We start from the raw sequence: 18,648 nt of genomic DNA on the forward strand, positions 1-18,648 counted from the left end.
AATAAAATTATTTTTGTAAAACAACTTCTGTTCTTCTGTTTTTAGCTTTACCAGCAGCAGTTTTATTTGTTTCAACCGAACTTCCTTCACCAAAACCAACAGCATTTAGGTTTACATCTTTAATACGTCATTCTAATAAAGCTGCTCTAAAACGTTACTCTATCTATAAAAAAAACGCCCCGATAAATCGAGGCGTTTTCTAAAAATATTTCGAATAAAATTATTTTTGTAAAATAACTTCTGTTCTTCTGTTTTTAGCTTTACCAGCAGCAGTTTTATTTGTTTCAACTGGACTTCCTTCACCAAAACCAACAGCATTTAGGTTTTCACCTTTAATACCTCTTTCTAATAAAGCTTCTCTAACTACGTTAGCTCTATCTTCAGAAAGTGTTTGATTGTATGCATCTGAACCATCGCTATCAGTATGTCCTTCAACACTGAATTTAGCATTAGGGTAGTTTTTAAGAATATTTGCCATAGCATCTAATCGAGCTGGAACATCACCAACTTTGAAAGTAGCTTTACCTGAATTAAAGTAGATTGCTCTAGCTTGAATTTTAAGGTTATCTAACGCTTCAGTAGTTACTTCAGGACATCCTCTGTTACTAGCTGGACCAGCTACAGTAGGACAATCGTCATCTTTGTCTGCTACACCGTCTCCGTCAGTATCAGGCCAAGGACATCCACCATTTTCTTTAGGACCTGCAACAGTAGGACATTTGTCATCTTTGTCAGCAATTCCGTCACCGTCAGCATCTGGACAACCGTTTAATGCAGCTAAACCAAAAACAGTAGGACAAGCATCATTTTTATCAGCAACACCATCTCCGTCAGTATCAGGACAACCGTTTAATGCAGCTAGACCAAAATCATTTGGACATTCGTCAGCACTATCTTGAATCCCATCTCCATCAGTATCAGGACAACCGTTGAATTCTTTCAAACCAGCAACTTCTGGACAAGCATCATCTTTATCGTAAATTCCATCACCATCTGTATCTTTTCCTCCAAATTTGAAGATAAGACCAGCAGTGTGTTGAAAAAGAGAAGGAGCATCTGGAGTAGCAAAATCAACATTACCTTCCGTTCTATCACCAAAAGCTTTTTTGTATCTTGTAGCAAGTTCCAAACCTACATTTTCAGAAAACCAGAAAGTCAAACCTGCACCAGGATTGAATGTTCCAAAACTACTATCTCCGAAGAAAGTATAACCTCCACCAACAGATAAAGACGGATCAATAACTTTAGATTTAATTAGGTTCATGAAGCTATATTTGATAGTAGCATCAACACCATAATACATTAAATCACCTGGATTAGTAACTAAATATCCACGATCATCACGACCTGGAGTCGCAGGAGAAAACGTTACAAATTTATCTATTTTGTTCACAGTTCCAGAAAGACCGAAAGAGAAATTATCTCCTACGTATCTAGAAACGCTTAAATAAGATACAGATGGAAGAATATTCCAATTTTCTTTAACCGCAAAAGGTTGAGAAAAATGACGATCAAGCCAGTTATGTCCTCCCTCTGCACCAGCTTTGGTGTCAACGGCATTAACTCCAAAAGCGATAGCCCAAGGATTGTTACTGTCTTGTGCGTGAGAGCTTAAACCCATCACCATCATCACAGCAACTAAAATTTTGTTAAGATGTTTCATACTTAATTTTTTTAATTACAATTTAGTTAATTATACGCAAAAGTAGTACGTAAATTTTAAACTACAAAATTAAATGTTAAAAAAAACCTTCTTACACAGTCAAAAGTGGGAATTATACAACATTCAGGGCTTTTCCAACCTCAATAAATGCCTTTATTGCCTTATCTAAATGAGCTTGTGTATGCGCTGCAGACAGTTGTACTCTAATTCTCGCCTTGTCTTTAGGGACTACTGGAAAAAAGAAGCCAATCACATAGATCCCTTTTTTTAACAGTTCGTCAGCCATAGTTTGTGATAATTTTGCATCATAAAGCATCACCGGAACTATAGCAGAGTCCCCATCAACGATGTCAAATCCCGCATTTTTCATTCCTGTTTTGAAATAATTGGTATTCCACTCTAGTTTATCGCGTAACGTGGTGTCCTTTTCTAATAATTCAAATACTTTGATGGAGGCACCTACAATTGCAGGAGCTAGGGAATTAGAAAACAAATACGGTCTCGATCTTTGACGCAATATTTCGATAATTTCTTTCTTGGCAGTCGTATATCCGCCCATAGCTCCACCTAACGCTTTTCCTAATGTTCCGGTAACAATGTCCACACGTCCCATTACACCTCTTGCTTCCAACGTTCCTTTTCCAGTAGCACCAATAAAGCCAGCAGCATGGCATTCATCGACCATCACCATCGCATCATATTTATCTGCTAAATCACAAATTTTATCCAATGGCGCTACTACTCCGTCCATTGAGAAAACGCCATCGGTAACAATCAATTTAAAACGAGTTCCAGCTTCGGTAGCTTTAATTAACTGTTGTTCTAAATCTTGCATATCACTGTTAGCATAACGATAACGAGCAGCTTTACACAATCGAACGCCATCAATAATAGAAGCATGATTCAAACTATCCGAAATAATGCAATCTTGCTCTCCCAATAATGGTTCGAAAACTCCGCCATTCGCGTCAAAAGCCGCAGCATAAAGAATCGTATCTTCTGTTCCGTAAAATTCAGAAATCTTCTTTTCTAATGTTTTATGAATATCCTGTGTTCCACAAATAAAACGAACCGACGACATACCGAAACCATGCGAATCCAAGGCGTCTTTTGCAGCCTGAATCACTTCCGGATGCGATGACAATCCTAGGTAATTATTGGAACAAAAATTTAAAACAGTTTCTCCAGTTGAAATCGTAATTTCTGCTCCTTGAGGCGAGGTAATGATTCGTTCCTTTTTAAAAATTCCGTTATCTTCAATGGTTTGTATTTCTGCTTGAAGATGTTCTTTTATTTTTCCGTACATTTTTTATGTTTTTAAAGTTCAATTTTTGCGAATAATTCATTTTTCAGGTTACAAATTTACTACATCGATTTCTTTTCCGATATAAATAAGTGCTTTTTTTACCACTTTATATCCCATTAATTCAATTGCACTTTGGTAATTTTCCAATTGCAATTGGTATTTTGAATTGTGCGTTCCCGTTTTATAGTCCAGTAAAAACACTTCATTATTTTTAGTCAGAACCATTCGATCTGGCTTGATGGTTTTTCCTTGCTTTTGAATGATGGTTTGCTCGTTCCATACTTCATTCCCTTCAGCAAAACAAATCTCTAACTCCCTGTGATTTACAATTTCCTGAATTGTATTAAAAACTATTTCTTTTTGAGCAAAAGTGATTAATCCGTCTTCAATAGATTTTGTAATTGCCAAATCAACATCATTTTTAGTTTTTACAAAAGATAAAATTTCATGAATTATATTTCCGTACTCAATTGCTTCCTGCTGATGCGTTCCCCACATTAAAGCTTCTCGCTGCGCAATTTTTATATTCTTTGGCTTCAGAATTTCCGCAACCAAAGGAATTCTTTTAGAAGTATCAACGTGCTTTTTATTTGTTGACAGTTTAGTCTCTTTCCCAAATTCATATTCTATCTGATCTGCCTTGAATACGTTTTTACTTTCCAAATAATTGATGAAAAAGGTACACATGTTGTTTGTAGGAACTTCCTCTTTTCGAGATAAATTCATATTGGAAATCACGTATAGTTGTTCTTCAGCCCGAGTTAAAGCTACATACAAAACATTTATATTGTCCAATAATTCTTCCTCCTTTTTTTGATTGTAAACCCCAGCAGCTTCTTCTCCAAACCCTTCTACCGCAACGCTATTGTCAATTAAAACCTTTGGCAAACCAAAATCCTGCTCCTCAGCATTCAGCCACAACTTATCTTTTGGTTTTCTATTATAATCTTCCTCGGCAAAAGGAAAAATCACGACTGGAAATTCCAATCCTTTCGATTTATGAATCGTCATAATCCGAACGGCATTAGTCCCTTCAGGAGACGGAATGCTGAACTTCTCGGCATTTTTATCCCAGAAATTCAAGAAATCTGAAATTCCTGCTTGGTTACGAATGTCACTCTCGAGAACGATGTCTAGGAAGTATTGGACGTAGGCATTCCCCACCCCAGCCCTCCCCGAAGGGAAGGGAGCCATAACCGGAGAAATAGAATCTTGAAAAACTTCTTGACTTACCAATTCCTTTTTTATTTCTTTTAAAACTTCTGAAATACTCTTTATGACTTGCTCATTAGTAAATCGAATCACTTTATAACCTAATATTTTTAGAGTTCGGGTTCTATTCTCATCTAAATCAATCTGTTCATCAGAGAAATGGTAATCACCATCCACTTCAACAATCAATTTTTTTGACAAACAAACAAAGTCAACAATAAAATCATCTATCAAATGTTGTTGACTGAATTTATAATCTTCTAGTGATTTAGATTTTAGCTCCATCCAAAGAACTTTCTCAGCATGTGTTGGCTCTTTTCTCTTCTCTTTTGCTTTTTCTATCAAAAGATGAGAATAATTTCCGCCTGTCATGTAGCCTAATTTATCCACACCGTTAACCGCTTCGTCACCCTTTTCTTTGGATAGGGCTAGGGAGAGGAACTTTGCCACTATAGTTTCTACAGCTTCATACAATGATTTTTTTCGAATGTTTTGAAACGAAAGTGAAACATCAAAACTCATCAACCAGTTTTCAAAATCCGTTTCTTGAAACAACGACATTCCTTTGGCAATAAAATCATGAACGGGTAATTTATCCTGACTGTTTTGAGCTAAATATTGAAGAAAGTTTGCTTTGGATTCCAAGTCAGAACTATTTTTCAAATATTTCAATAAATGAATAATCAATCTAACTTCCGTCGCATTTTGAATCATTAACGTTTCTGATGACAACAGCGGAATTTGTTGTTCAGTCAAATAAGTAGCAATCGCAATTCCTTGACTTCGTTTTCTGGTCAAAATTACAATGTCTTTGTATTCAAAGCCCTCCCTAATTACTTTTTGAATGGTGTTTAGTGTCGCTAAAACATACAATTCTGTTTTATCCAACGCCTCTTCCTCCCCCAAAGATTCGGGATTAACATCTGTTTTTTCTACTTTTGGAATGAAAGAAATATTTACATAACCGCCCTTTTTATCATTCAACTTCTGATGACTGTGATTGGCATATAAATCTTTATAATCTAAGTGCTCAAATTCATTCGACAGCATTTTAAAAAAATCATTATTGAATTCAATTACCTGTGAATACGAACGGTAATTTTTATCTAAATGTTTGAGAACTTTTTCCGGATTATTAAACGGATTTTGGTCTTTACTCAGATCTATAAATTGCTCTGCTTTGCCGCCACGCCATCTATAAATAGATTGTTTTGGATCGCCAACAATCATCAAAGTCCCCTTTTCACCATCAATTTCGCTAGATGTGGCATTATCAATTAATGGAATCAAATTTTGCCATTGCATTTCGGATGTATCCTGAAATTCGTCTATAAAAAAGTGACGATACCGTTCTCCCAATCGCTCGTATATAAAAGGAGCGGGTTGGTTTTGAATTTCCCTATGAATTATTGCATTAAATTCGGAAATAGATAGCACGTTTTGCTCGCTTTGGATTTTTGCCAATTCATTACTAACAGTGTTCAACAACGACAAAGGCGTTATGTTTTTTAGGAAAGCTTTGTAGAAATCTCTCTTTTCGAAAGCTTTATAAATAGTATCTACTAGTTGAAGTAATTCAGGAATTATGTTTTCAATAATCGCTCGGTCTTTTGCCGTTTTATTGATTTTTATAGCATCAAATTCGTGATACGTTTTATTTTTTGGATTGAATTTCCCTTCTTGAATGCTGATCAAATGTTTTGGGAAATGTCCTGCCGAAAAAGACTTACTATCGATTCCGTTTTTTTCTATTAACAAAAGTGCTTCCTCGGCAAAAGCTACACTTTCTATCTCCAAAACTTTGCAGGCCTCGTTCAATTTTGCTTTAATTGCTACAAAATCAGCTATTGACTTGTCTTGGAAATGGGTAATTTCGTTTCGGTTATTTTCGTTTAAAACCAAACGACCGGTATCAAGAATTTCCCGTGAAATATCCCATGATTTGTCATCATCGGTTTTTTCCATCGTGAAATCAATCAATAACTTTGTCAATGTTTCATCTTCTCCGGCTTGAGCGATTATGGCATCAACGGCTTCTACCAACAAATTTTCAGTATCCAAAGTAACTTCAAAAGTCATAGGCAAACCTAAATCATGAGCAAACGCGCGAATTACTTTGTGCGTGAATTTATCAATAGTCGAAATATCAAAAGCGGCATAATTATGAATGATATGCTTGATGATTTGTTGTGATTTGGTTTTTATTTGAATAACAGAAAGTGCTGTATCCACTGCCAAATCCTGCATTAAATCTACTGCTTTTGAGCTTGGTTCGTCTTTGGCAAATTCAGAAAGACTGCCTACGATGCGGCTTTTCATTTCGTGTACCGCTTTGTTCGTGAAAGTAATGGCGAGAATATTGCGATACGCGTCATTTTTCTTGGCAACAAGAATAATTTTTAAATATTCTTTGACTAACGCATAGGTTTTTCCGCTACCTGCCGATGCGTCGTATATGGAGAAGGATGGTCTTTGCATTAAGATTTTTGATTAACGATTTTAAATTTCTGATTTCTGATTTAAGATAAGCTTTCTAATTTCCTAAATCTCCTAGCCCTGATGGAAACGACATCCTTTCTTGCCGGTTTTCGGCAGGAAAGATATAGTGAACAGCAGGAAATAGCTCCTAAAAACACAACTATTAACAGGTTACTTTTAAAATTTGTCCTGAAACTTCGGGATAAACCTTAAAAGTAGTATTTTTGCAGCATGGAAACAAATAGACAGAAAAAAATAGGTGGGGTGATCCAAAAAGATTTGGTGGATATTCTGCAAGGTGAAGTGAGAAAAAACGGAGTTAGTAATTTGATAATTTCGGTATCCAAGGTTGTTGTTACTTCAGATTTATCTGTAGCGACGGTTCATTTAAGTGTTTTCCCTCAGGATAAAGCAAAAGAAATTTTGGAGGCCGTAAAGTCGAATTCTAAAACAATAAAACATGACTTATCACAAAGAGTGCGTTTGCAATTGAGAAAAGTTCCAAATTTGGTTTTCTTTATTGACGACTCTTTAGACTACATTGAAAAAATCGATACTGCCTTGGCAAATAGAGACAATCCTATAGAAAATAGAGAGCTGCTGGACAAACGCAGATTCCAATAAAATTTGAATTTCCCCCTTTACATAGCCAAACGCTATATTCTTAGCAACAGCAAAAACAACGCTATCAATATCATCAATCGCATTGCCAGCATGGGAATTATTGTTGGTGCCATGGCTTTGTTTATCGTTTTATCCGTCTTTAGCGGCTTGAAAGATTTTAGTCTTTCGTTTACCAATGACATTGATCCCGATTTAAAAATTAGTAGTATTTTAGGTAAATCCTTTCTTATTTCTCCAGATCAAGAAAGTAAAATTAAGAAAATTGAAGGTCTTGCATCCTATACCAAAATTATTGAAGAGCGGGTTTTATTCACTTTTGATGGCAAACAGGAAGTCACGTATTTGAAAGGTGTAGATGCTAATTTTAATCAAGTAAATGCTATTGAAACCAAACTTTTCAACGGCCAATGGTTGAAACCAGATACGTATCAAGTGGTAGTGGGCTACAGTATTGCTCAAAAATTTTCGATGGGATTGTTGGATTTCAATCGTCAATTAGAAGTTTTGGTTCCTAAACCAGGAAAAGGTGCTATCGAAAATCCCGAACAAGCTTTTAACAAAACGGATGTAATACCTGTTGGGATTTATGCCATTAGTGAAGACTTGGATTCTAAATATGTTTTTGCCGATCTAGGTTTGGCTCAGGAATTATTGGAATATAAAACCAATCAGGTTTCGGGAATTGAAATCAAAACGAAAACTGGCGCTGATGAAAGTGCAATTACAGAACAACTTCAAACTATTTTCAATAATAAAATTACCGTAAAAAACAGAGCGCAACTCAACGAATCGCTTTATAAAATGTTGAATACAGAGAATATTGCCGTGTATTTAATATTTACTTTGGTGATTGTCGTGGCACTTTTTAACTTGATTGGCGCGTTGATTATGATGATTTTAGACAAAAAAGGAAACCTAAAAACCCTTTTTAATTTAGGAACCGAAATCAAAGATTTACGTAAAATATTCTTGCTACAAGGTACTTTATTGAGTGTTTTTGGCGGAATTATCGGGCTGGTTTTAGGAATTATAATCGTTTTGCTACAAGAATATTTTCAACTAATTATGATTACACCCACTCTTGCTTATCCGGTGATTTTCTCTCTCGAAAACGTATTGATTGTCATGGGTACGATTGTCACGCTTGGCTTTATTGCTTCCTTAATTGCCAGTAGTCGCGTGAGTAAGAAGTTGTTGGAGTAGGAGTTATACTATTTTAGACAACTTGTTTGGAATGTCCTCTTTAGTATGCCAAAAAGCCAAAATAGAAACTTCACTATTTTCCGAGATATAGTACAAACCATAAGGAAATCTGTCTAACCAAAATATTCTGATTTCAAAATAACGGCACTGAAAATTTTCAGGATTTTCAGCAATAGCATTGAAGCCAAATCGTATTTCTTTTTCAATTCTTTTTGTTAAAACCTTATTTATTAAAGCATAATACGCAATTGCATTTTCAATTTCGATAGCGGCATTAGTCTTTAAGATGAGTTTGTTATAACCCATATTTAGATTTTAAAGAATCTAAAAAGTCAAGTGCATCTACTCCAGATATCGGATTTTCTTGATGTTCCAATACTCTTTTGTCTAGTTCTCTTTTTTGATTTTCTGATAATGTAACGGGTTCGATTTCGTACAATACAAAATTCTTCACTTTCTGAATGATAGAAGCATCATTAATGTTTTGAAGTAAATCAATTAAAAAAGATTTTTCGGTTTGAATACTCATAATCAAAATTATTAATAACAAATATAATAAAACTTATCTACAACTAATTGTCTTTAACTTTTATGTAAAAAATCTAAACCACCTCGTAACCCACATACGCATCTTCGATTTCATTTAAGGCAGCAAACAATTCTTCCGGACGATCTAGTGTAACTAACTGTTGTTTATGAGGCTTAAAAGAATGAATTCCTTTGAAATAATTGGTGTAATGCGGTCGTGTTTCCACAATTCCTAATCGTTCGCCTTTCCATTCCATAGCCCAAGTTAAATGGTTTCGCACGGCTTCGACTCTATCGATAACTGTTGGCTTCGCTAAATGCTCTCCTGTTTTGAAGTAATGTTTGATTTCGTTGAAAATCCAAGGATAACCAATTGCAGCGCGACCAATCATGATACCGTCAATACCGTATTCGTTTTTATATTGCAATGCTTTTTCAGGGGAATCAATATCACCGTTACCAAAAATAGGCATCGTAATTCTTGGGTTGTTTTTTACTCGGGCAATATGCGACCAGTCAGAATGACCTTTATACATTTGGGCTCTTGTTCGCGCGTGAATGCTCAAAGCAGCCACGCCAATATCTTGTAAACGCTCCGCAACCTCATCAATATTAATCGAATTATCATCCCAACCCAAACGGGTTTTTACGGTTACTGGTAAATGGGTACTGTCTATAACGGCTTTTGTTAAGCGAATCATTAAATCAACATCTTTTAAAACTCCAGCACCGGCTCCTTTACAAACGACTTTCTTAACTGGACAACCAAAGTTGATATCAATTATATCTGGGTTTACGGCAGAAACAATTTTGGAGGACATTGCCATAGCTTCCTCGTCACCGCCAAAAATCTGAATTCCCACAGGACGTTCGTAGTCGAAAATATCTAATTTCATTCGGCTTTTGATGGCGTCGCGGATTAATCCTTCGGAAGAAATGAATTCAGAATACATCATATCGGCACCATGCATCTTGCACAATCGACGAAAAGGTGGATCGCTCACATCCTCCATAGGAGCTAGAAGTAAAGGGAAATCAGGGAGTTCTATGTTGCCAATCTTGACCATCTGCTTTATTTTTGTGCAAAATTACAACTTTTAGGTGAACCACCGAAAGCAGGAAGAGAAAAGACTTAGTTATAAACCTTTTAGTTTGTAAATCTAAGCTTTGAAACTATTGATTTTAACGTATATTTGCAGATTAATTGTCGTACTGACGGGTTTTCGCGTGAGGGATAGTAGTGGAAATCCTTTTCCTTTTTTCTTTAAAAAGGAAAAGATTGTAGCGGAAAGCCCGACCCTTGTGGTCACGCCCACGCTTCGACTGTGCTCAGCATGACATATAAATTTGATATAAACGGAAAATGAAACATATAAGAAATTTTTGCATTATTGCACATATTGATCACGGGAAAAGTACGCTTGCGGACCGTTTACTTGGGGCGACTCAAACGGTTACGGCTCGTGAAGAGAAGGCGCAATTGCTGGATAACATGGACTTGGAACGCGAACGTGGAATCACGATTAAGAGTCACGCGATTCAGATGGAATATACGTATAAAGGACAGGAATACATCCTGAACTTGATTGACACTCCGGGACACGTGGATTTTTCGTATGAGGTTTCTCGTTCGATTGCAGCCTGTGAAGGTGCGCTTTTGATTGTAGATGCCGCACAAAGTATCCAGGCACAAACGATTTCAAATTTGTATTTGGCTTTAGAAAATGACTTGGAAATTATTCCGGTTTTGAATAAAGTGGATTTACCAAGCGCCAATCCAGAGGAAGTAAGTGACGATATTATTGATTTATTGGGATGTAAATTGGAAGATATTATCCATGCATCTGGAAAAACAGGTTTTGGTGTCGAAAATATTTTGGCCGCTATTATCGAAAAAATTCCGCCGCCATCAGGAAATGTCGATGAGCCATTGCAGGCATTGATTTTTGACTCACATTACAACCCGTTTCGCGGAATTGAAGTTATTTTCCGTGTGAAAAACGGACAGATTAAAAAAGGGCAGAAGATTAAATTCATGGCTACGGGAAATGAATACTTTGCAGACGAGATTGGTACTTTAAAACTAAATCAAGTTCCGAAACAAGTCATTTCAGCAGGTGATGTTGGGTATTTAATTTCTGGAATTAAGGAAGCCAAAGAAGTAAAAGTAGGAGATACGTTGACGGATGCAAAAACGCCAACAACGAATATTATTAAAGGTTTTGAAGATGTGAAACCAATGGTTTTTGCTGGAATTTATCCTGTAGATACTGAAGATTATGAAGAGTTGAGAAACTCGATGGAAAAATTACAGTTAAACGATGCTTCGTTGGTCTTTCTACCGGAAAGTTCTGCAGCTTTAGGTTTTGGTTTCCGTTGTGGATTCTTGGGAATGTTACACATGGAAATTATTCAGGAGCGTTTAGAGCGTGAGTTCAATATGACTGTTATCACAACAGTTCCCAACGTTTCGTATTTGGCTTACACCAAAAAAGATCCTACGACACCACTTATTGTAAATAATCCTTCGGACTTGCCTGAGCCATCGCGTTTAGATCATGTTGAAGAACCTTTTATCAAGGCTACGATCATCACAAAATCAGATTATGTTGGAAATGTAATGAGTCTGTGTATCGAAAAACGTGGGTTGATTACCAATCAAACGTATTTGACTACGGAACGTGTTGAATTGACTTTCGATATGCCGTTGGCTGAGATTGTATTTGATTTTTACGATCGTTTGAAAACGGTTTCTAAAGGATATGCTTCGTTTGATTATACGCCAATTGGAATGCGAACTTCTAATTTAGTAAAAGTAGATATTTTATTAAATGCTACCATTGTTGATGCTTTGTCCTCTTTGATGCATGCTGATAATGCGTATTCCATTGGTAAAAAAATGTGTGAAAAGTTGAAAGAATTGATTCCAAGACAACAATTTGACATTCCAGTTCAAGCTGCGATTGGAGTAAAAGTAATTTCTCGCGAAACGATAAAAGCGTTGCGTAAAGACGTTACCGCCAAATGTTATGGTGGAGATATTTCTCGTAAACGTAAATTATTGGAAAAACAGAAAAAAGGGAAGAAACGTATGAGATTAGTTGGAAACGTTGAGATTCCACAAGAAGCGTTTATGGCTGTTTTGAAATTGAATGATTAGATTTTTTAGTATTAAGATTTAAGTATAAAGTATTAAGATAGAACCTGATAATGTAAAAATTGTCAGGTTTTTTTGTTTTTATTTATTCTTCAACCATTCAAACAATCGTTTTGCATCTTCGCCTTTAAACAATTGGGTTCCTTCATTCATCGTTGCTGCTGATCCACAAGCAACTCCCCAACGAATGACTTCTTTCAGACTTTTATTTTGCGAAAGCGCCCAAACCATGCCACCAACCATACTGTCACCGGCACCAACAGTACTTTTCTTAGCAACATTAGGAGCAGGAACACATTCATAAGAATCTTTCGTTACCAAAACTGCACCTTGCGGTCCAAGAGAAACCACCACGATTTCGGCACCGCCTTTGGCAATGATTTGTTTGGCGGCTTCATTTACTTCTTCTAGTTCCAATCGTTCTATGCCAACCAGTTTTGCGAGTTCACCTACATTTGGTTTAATCATATAAACCCCAACTTCTAATGCTTTTTTTAATGCATCGCCTGAAGTGTCCACAATTAGTTTAGCATTTGATTTTTTTGCAATTTCTGCAATTTTCGAATAGAAATCATCGGACAAACCTTCATTCAAACTGCCACTAGCTACTAAGAATTTTGGTTTTAAAGCTGCTATTGTTTCAAGTATTCTATTGCTTTCCTCTTCGGAAATTTTTCCACCTGTAAACCCAAATCGGTACTGTGAATTCGTATTGTCATCTACGGCAACAAAACTTTCTCTGGTCCAACTTTGAACGGCAACGGCTTCATAAGCAATCGATTCTTTTGCAACTAAATCTTCCAGCATTTTACCTGTTGGTCCGCCAGAAGTAAAAACCGCTAATGAATTTCCACCCAGACGGGAGATTGCTTTAGATACGTTGATTCCGCCTCCACCAGCATCAAACCGTGGTTCCTCACATCGTATTTTCTGTTCTGGGACTAATCCTTTAAAATGAGTGCTCTTATCTAAAGCTGAGTTGACTGTTATAGTGACGATATCAAATGATTCCATTGTTGATGAATTTAATAATTTAAAGATGCGAAAAAATGGCGAAAATTGATACAATTCGAGGCGAATATTTCTTTGTATATTTGCAACTTCAAAACAATAAAAATAATGATCGAAGATAAAAGCCCACAACGCACAAGTATTGCCCAATTAGGAGAATTTGGATTAATTGACCATTTGACAAAAAACTTTGAAATCAATCAGCCTTCTACTTTAAAGGGAATTGGGGATGATGCTGCCGTTTTGGATTTCAAAGATAAAAAAGTAGTTGTTTCTACAGATTTACTGATCGAAGGAGTACATTTTGACTTGGCTTATATGCCGTTAAAACATTTGGGCTATAAAGCTGTTGTAGTCAATGTTTCTGATATTTGTGCGATGAACGCCAAACCAACACAAATCACGGTTTCTGTAGCGGTATCCAATCGTTTCCCATTGGAAGCATTAGATGAATTGTTTGCAGGAATTACACATGCAGCCCGTGAATATAATGTTGATGTTATAGGTGGCGATACCACTTCCTCACAAAAAGGATTAATTATCAGCATTACTGCTATTGGTGAAGCAGATGAAGAAGAGATTGTGTATAGAAACGGTGCCAAAGAAACTGATTTATTAGTGGTAACCGGTGATATTGGTGCTGCGTATATGGGATTACAAGTTTTGGAACGTGAAAAGCAAGTTTTTCAGGTAAATCCAAATTCACAACCTGATTTAGATGCATATACGTATTTAATCGAACGTCAATTGAAGCCGGAAGCCCGCAAGGATGTTCGAACTTTATTGCACGCTTTAGAAATAAAACCAACGTCAATGATTGACATTTCAGATGGATTGTCATCAGAAATTATGCATTTGTGCAAACAATCTAAAGTAGGTTGTAATTTATACGAAGACAAATTACCAATCGATCCGCAGTTTATCAATGTATGTGAAGAATTCAATATTGATAGCACTACGGTGGCCATAAACGGCGGCGAAGATTATGAGCTACTTTTCACCATTGCAATGGAGGATTTTGAAAAAATAAAGGGGAATCCAAATTTTACCATTATTGGACATATGACTCAAGAAAGTGAAGGGATTCATTTAGTTACTCGAGCAAATACTAAAATTGCTCTTAAAGCGCGCGGGTGGAATGCTTTGAGTGAGTAAAAATTACTACTAAAACAAAAACGACATTTATCAAAATGTCGTTTTTGTTTTTTATTTGAATTTCAAGAGCGTCAAAAAAGTAATCCTTTATTTTTAGCTTCTTTCACTAAGTCAGCATCGCTGCCCTCTTCTATTTTTAATAATTCTTTTAAATTTATTTTCCTTCTTTCTATTGCACCTACTGAAATTGGAATGTATTGCGTCATATCCTGTAACGTCGTTCCTTTAGAAATGTGAAATAAAATTTGCTTGTCAAATTGATCTATTTCGATAGCATCCGCTTCGGATTGCTTTAACATTTTAAGGACAGATTCACTGTAATATTTTTCGTTTTTTATAACTTTATCAAAGGCAAAAAGCAATTCATCAAAAGTTAAATCGTTTTTTATGACCAACCCGTTTGGGTTTATCGTATTAATAATTGTTTTTATCTTCAGCAACTCTGTGTACATGGTAAGCAAAATAATTTTGCAATTTGGCATGTAGTCCGACAATAATTTTGCTAAATCTTCCCCGGAAAACATACCTTTTTCTTCATAAGGAGGCATGCTAATATCTAAGAAAGCAATATCAAACGGAGCAATGGCGGGATTTGTAATAATGCGATACGCTGATTCACAGTCTTTAGCTTGTGTTATAACAAATTCAAATTCTTTAGGATTGTATCTTGTGATTGCATTTTTATATCCTTCAATAATAAAAGGATGGTCATCAACAATTAGTATTTTATTTTTAACAGTTTCTTTAGTAGCTAAATCAATCATCATCTTCTCTGGTTTACTTTTTTATTCTATTGGCAAGGTAACTGTTATGATTGTTCCTTCTCCTTTTTTTGATTTTATGTCGACAACTCCATCACATTCATTGGTTCGAAAAAGGATGTTTTGTAATCCAATTCCTTTCTTAGCTGTTTTCACATTAAAACCTATTCCATCGTCGCTCATTTTCAAAATCAAATGATCTTCCGCCTTTTTAAATTCGATGCGAATGGTGTTAGCTTGAGCATATTTATTAATGTTTTGAAGCGATTCTTGAAGAATCCGGTACAAATTAATTTTTACAGAATTACTAACAACTTCCCATTTAATACCAGAATCCACAATTGAAATTAGTTTTGATTTATAGGTCTTTTTTTGCTCTTCGAATAAGCCGTCAATAATGGCGACGAAGTTATTAATTAATTCCGACTTCTCTCTATTTAGATCATGCGAAATTTCACGAATGTCTTGCTCTATATTTTTCAATTCCGACAAATAGTTCGTTCGCTGGTTTACCGCTAATTCATCTTGAAATCCATTTAATCCATCTAAGTTCATTCGCACACCAAACATTCTTCCCAACACACCATCATGCAACTCCCTTGCTACTCTTTTCTTCTCTTCAATTCTGCCCGATTCGATTGTATTCTGTTGTGAGATCATCAAATTGTAGATTTCTGCATTGGCAATTTGTTGCTGCTGCTTGAATAGCAACTCCCTGTTTTTTGCCTTTTGAGTCTTAATAACAAAAATAAACAACCCCAATACGCCTAAAGCAGTAAAAAGAAACACTAAATTTCTATTTTGCGCTACTAAATCGCTATTTTCATCCTTTATTTCATCTGTTTCATACTCAATACGGGTGAACTTATCCCCCATTTTACGCTCTGCCGTTTGGAGACTGTCATTAATGTGAATGTATTGTTTGGTGTAACTTGAAGCATTTTGTGGCTCTATAATTGCCAACCGCTTAAGTGCTGCTAGCACACTTCTGTAATTTTTAGAACTTACGGATTCATTAAGTGCTTCTTTTGCATATTGTAAAGATTTTACCGAATCCTTTTTGAATGCAAAATATTCTGAAAGATGCATTTTATTTGCAATAATTCCTGAAGCTAATTGTAAACTTTCACGAAGTTTAAGCGATTGATAAAACTCTTCTGGCAAGCCATAAAAATCTCCAGTTTTAAATTTAGAATACGCTAAATTATCTACTAGCATAGCATACAAAGAAGGCTTGTCTATTTTTAGACTTTGTTGATTTAACCCTTCTCGGAAATAAGTTATGGCTTTATCGTGACGATTCATATTCTGATAGACGTACCCAATATTATTTAAAGACTCCGCTTTAGATTGAAAAACAGACGGTATGTTTTTATCATCAATACTGGCTAAGGCTTTCGAATTATATTCTATCGCTCTCCCGTAATTTCCCAATTCATTGTGTATTAACCCCAAATGATTATAAGAAATATAAATGACATCACTTGCCCTTTCTCCTTTAACTACACGCAAAGCATTAAAAACTGCAATCTCACTCCCTAAAAAATCTCCTTCGTTAAATTGCAGTATAGCTTTATTCAGACGAGTTCTAGCCAAATTATAATTATCATTCCGTTGTAAATACATCTTTTCTGCTTTAGAAAAATACATAAAAGCACTATCTGAAATTGCTTGTGACACATAAAAATCCCCTAAATAGGCATAGGCTTTTGTTTTACTGATAGTATCTCCGCTAATTATTGATTTCTCTAAAATAAGATCAACCGTTTTTTTAAAATCGGCCCAATTATCCATATTATAATAGCGGTTCGCCACTTTAAATAAATTGGACTTATTTAAAGAATCAAAAGGCTGATCAATAATAATTAAAAACGCTTTTTGATTGAATTGCTTTCTTTTATCGCGAGACAAACCGAAGTCGTTTGCCATAGAAAGATAGGAGGAAAGACTATCCTCTGAGGAATTAATTATAGTATTAAATTTATTTTTTTGGGTACATCCAAAAAAAACAAATACCAAAAGCAGGAAAATAGGATAAATACTTTTCAATAGTTCCTTTTGAGTTTCTTCAAAAATAGTAAAACTATTGAAATAAAAAAAAGCTGTCAATAAAATTGACAGCTTTTTTTTATTTTTTTGTAAAATTCCGAACTCTTATTCGTCCACTTTTTTATTTCCTCCAGTCGATCCAGAACCTATCAAATCTACTTTTTTGTTTCCACCAGTTGAACCTGAACCAATCAAATCTACTTTCTTATTTCCTCCTATTGATCCCGAACCTATTAGATCCACCTTTTTATTTCCTCCAGTAGATCCTGCTCCAACAATCTCTACATTACCATTCGCATCAATTACTACTATAGGATCTGTTTTTGGAGTTGTGAATGAAGTCAATACCATTACTAAAGAAAATAAACCGATTGTTAAGATTGCTTTTTTCATAATTTGGGGGTTTTGTATTTTTGTTATTTGTTTGTTTGTTTTAGAATCACATTAGCGTTAAATTCTTTTGTAAAACTACACAGACAACATCAGTTTATTCTCTAAAAAACAGCGTTTATGGTAGAATGCGGTCGTTTAAGAGTGAATGACCGCCAAATTAAAGTAGATGACTGTTTTTTAGATTTCAAGATAATTTCCGTTGGCAAATTCTGAGATAATAAGGTCAATATTTACCTTGTAGGATTTAGAAAAAGGAAGTTTTACAGCACTGTTTTTAATATAACAAACTGAATTTCCGCTATGAATTCTTGAAATATAATTGCGATTGACAATGTAACTGTTGTGGATTCTGATAAAGGGGTAGGACAACACCCCTTCAAAGTGTTTTAATGTCTTAAATGCCGTTATCATTTCTCCATTGTACAAATGAAGGTCCGTTGAGTTATTATCCGCTCGAAGGTAACAGATGTCTTTTGCATCGATGTAGCGATAATCTCCATAAGACTTAATACATAAAGTCAACGATTGACCTTGACTTACTGTTTCCTGTTGAGGCAGAAATACTGGCTTCACATCATTAAAAATAGGCTCATTTAAATCCTCTGCTTTTTCAACTTTCGACTTATTCAATTTTAAAGTTAATTTGATTAAATCGATACGCAACAACGGTTTTAATAAATAATCTGTGACTCCGTGCTGTATTGCCTCAAAGGCTAAGTCTTTTTTGCTGGTTGTAACAATAATTTTAGGAATCACTTTTAAATATCGGTGCAACTCATTAATAAGTGCTAGAGACAAATTACTAGTTGTTGTAGCAGGATCTATTTCTAGAAATACTAGTGCAGGCGTGTGTTCCAATATAAGATTTAGTCCCTCCGAATAATTATTTGCGGATGCTAGAAATTCAAGCTCCGAAAAACGATCAGCAATGCCTTTTGTTTTCAAAACATCTTCTTGATTAACATCAATAATAATGTACGAATAATTCATCAACGGTTTTCCAGGAATTGTTAGGCATTATCTTAAATAGCTGAAGCAAAATACACTTCAGAACATTAACTTATTAGGATAGATTTGAGAAATTATTAAATAAAAACTTGATATATTA

At 35.3% G+C, this 18,648-nt stretch carries 15 protein-coding genes; 4 read left to right on the forward strand and 11 right to left on the reverse strand.

What is annotated here, in order from left to right:
- Positions 1–220: 220 nt before the first annotated feature.
- The 3 genes from IWX83_RS03365 to IWX83_RS03375 form a co-directional block, all read right to left on the reverse strand.
- Positions 221–1,663, reverse strand: a complete 1,443-nt coding sequence (locus IWX83_RS03365) for an OmpA family protein (RefSeq protein ID WP_196827642.1) — start codon at positions 1,661–1,663, stop codon at positions 221–223.
- A gap of 112 nt (positions 1,664–1,775) precedes the next feature.
- Entirely contained in the window at positions 1,776–2,969 is a 1,194-nt protein-coding gene (gene kbl / locus IWX83_RS03370) for a glycine C-acetyltransferase (RefSeq protein WP_196827644.1), read from the reverse strand.
- Between the two features lie 48 nt (positions 2,970–3,017).
- Complete coding sequence (locus IWX83_RS03375) at positions 3,018–6,659, reverse strand: exodeoxyribonuclease V subunit beta (protein WP_196827646.1); 3,642 nt, start codon at positions 6,657–6,659, stop codon at positions 3,018–3,020.
- A 231-nt stretch (positions 6,660–6,890) separates the two neighbouring features.
- On the opposite strand from IWX83_RS03375, the gene rbfA reads away from it, so the two are divergent.
- Together rbfA and IWX83_RS03385 are read left to right on the forward strand one after the other, a co-directional pair.
- A complete protein-coding gene (gene rbfA, locus IWX83_RS03380) occupies positions 6,891–7,283 on the forward strand; it encodes a 30S ribosome-binding factor RbfA (RefSeq protein ID WP_066075410.1) in 393 nt (130 codons plus the stop codon).
- A gap of 3 nt (positions 7,284–7,286) precedes the next feature.
- Complete coding sequence (locus IWX83_RS03385) at positions 7,287–8,486, forward strand: FtsX-like permease family protein (protein WP_196827647.1); 1,200 nt, start codon at positions 7,287–7,289, stop codon at positions 8,484–8,486.
- A gap of 3 nt (positions 8,487–8,489) precedes the next feature.
- On the opposite strand, the gene IWX83_RS03390 is transcribed toward IWX83_RS03385, so the two are convergent.
- The 3 genes from IWX83_RS03390 to dusB all read right to left on the reverse strand — a co-directional run bounded on the left by IWX83_RS03390 (position 8,490) and on the right by dusB (position 10,081).
- Positions 8,490–8,792, reverse strand: a complete 303-nt coding sequence (locus IWX83_RS03390; protein WP_196827650.1) for a type II toxin-antitoxin system RelE/ParE family toxin — start codon at positions 8,790–8,792, stop codon at positions 8,490–8,492.
- Complete coding sequence (locus IWX83_RS03395) at positions 8,782–9,015, reverse strand: hypothetical protein (RefSeq protein WP_073352880.1); 234 nt, start codon at positions 9,013–9,015, stop codon at positions 8,782–8,784. Before IWX83_RS03395 ends, IWX83_RS03390 begins: the two co-directional genes overlap by 11 nt.
- Before the next feature lie 73 nt (positions 9,016–9,088).
- On the reverse strand, positions 9,089–10,081 hold the full coding sequence (gene dusB, locus IWX83_RS03400) for a tRNA dihydrouridine synthase DusB (protein WP_073352879.1): 993 nt from the start codon (positions 10,079–10,081) through the stop codon (positions 9,089–9,091).
- 296 nt (positions 10,082–10,377) lie between these two features.
- Here dusB and lepA point away from each other — a divergent pair, with 296 nt between their 5' ends.
- On the forward strand, positions 10,378–12,174 hold the full coding sequence (gene lepA, locus IWX83_RS03405; protein WP_073209088.1) for a translation elongation factor 4: 1,797 nt from the start codon (positions 10,378–10,380) through the stop codon (positions 12,172–12,174).
- 78 nt (positions 12,175–12,252) lie between these two features.
- Here lepA and IWX83_RS03410 read toward each other — a convergent pair whose 3' ends face one another.
- Positions 12,253–13,185 carry a 1-phosphofructokinase family hexose kinase gene (locus tag IWX83_RS03410; RefSeq protein ID WP_073352878.1) on the reverse strand — a complete coding sequence of 311 codons (933 nt, stop codon included), beginning with the start codon at positions 13,183–13,185 and terminating at the stop codon, positions 12,253–12,255.
- Positions 13,186–13,290: 105 nt separating this feature from the next.
- Here IWX83_RS03410 and thiL point away from each other — a divergent pair, with 105 nt between their 5' ends.
- Positions 13,291–14,337, forward strand: coding sequence for a thiamine-phosphate kinase (thiL, locus tag IWX83_RS03415; RefSeq protein WP_196827652.1), 1,047 nt, complete (start codon positions 13,291–13,293; stop codon positions 14,335–14,337).
- 71 nt (positions 14,338–14,408) lie between these two features.
- Here thiL and IWX83_RS03420 read toward each other — a convergent pair whose 3' ends face one another.
- The 4 genes from IWX83_RS03420 to IWX83_RS03435 form a co-directional block, all read right to left on the reverse strand.
- Positions 14,409–15,104, reverse strand: a complete 696-nt coding sequence (locus IWX83_RS03420) for a response regulator (RefSeq protein ID WP_196827654.1) — start codon at positions 15,102–15,104, stop codon at positions 14,409–14,411.
- Positions 15,105–15,122: 18 nt separating this feature from the next.
- On the reverse strand, positions 15,123–17,027 hold the full coding sequence (locus tag IWX83_RS03425; RefSeq protein ID WP_231379788.1) for a tetratricopeptide repeat-containing sensor histidine kinase: 1,905 nt from the start codon (positions 17,025–17,027) through the stop codon (positions 15,123–15,125).
- A gap of 225 nt (positions 17,028–17,252) precedes the next feature.
- The gene (locus IWX83_RS03430; RefSeq protein WP_196827657.1) at positions 17,253–17,540 is read right to left on the reverse strand and encodes a 3-oxoacyl-ACP reductase; all 288 of its coding nucleotides are present in this window, start codon (positions 17,538–17,540) and stop codon (positions 17,253–17,255) included.
- Between the two features lie 177 nt (positions 17,541–17,717).
- Complete coding sequence (locus IWX83_RS03435) at positions 17,718–18,530, reverse strand: LytTR family DNA-binding domain-containing protein (protein WP_196827659.1); 813 nt, start codon at positions 18,528–18,530, stop codon at positions 17,718–17,720.
- Between the last annotated feature and the right edge of the window lie 118 nt (positions 18,531–18,648).

Origin of the sequence: Flavobacterium sp. CG_9.1, assembly GCF_015751645.1 — a bacterium.
GTDB lineage: Bacteria > Bacteroidota > Bacteroidia > Flavobacteriales > Flavobacteriaceae > Flavobacterium > Flavobacterium xanthum.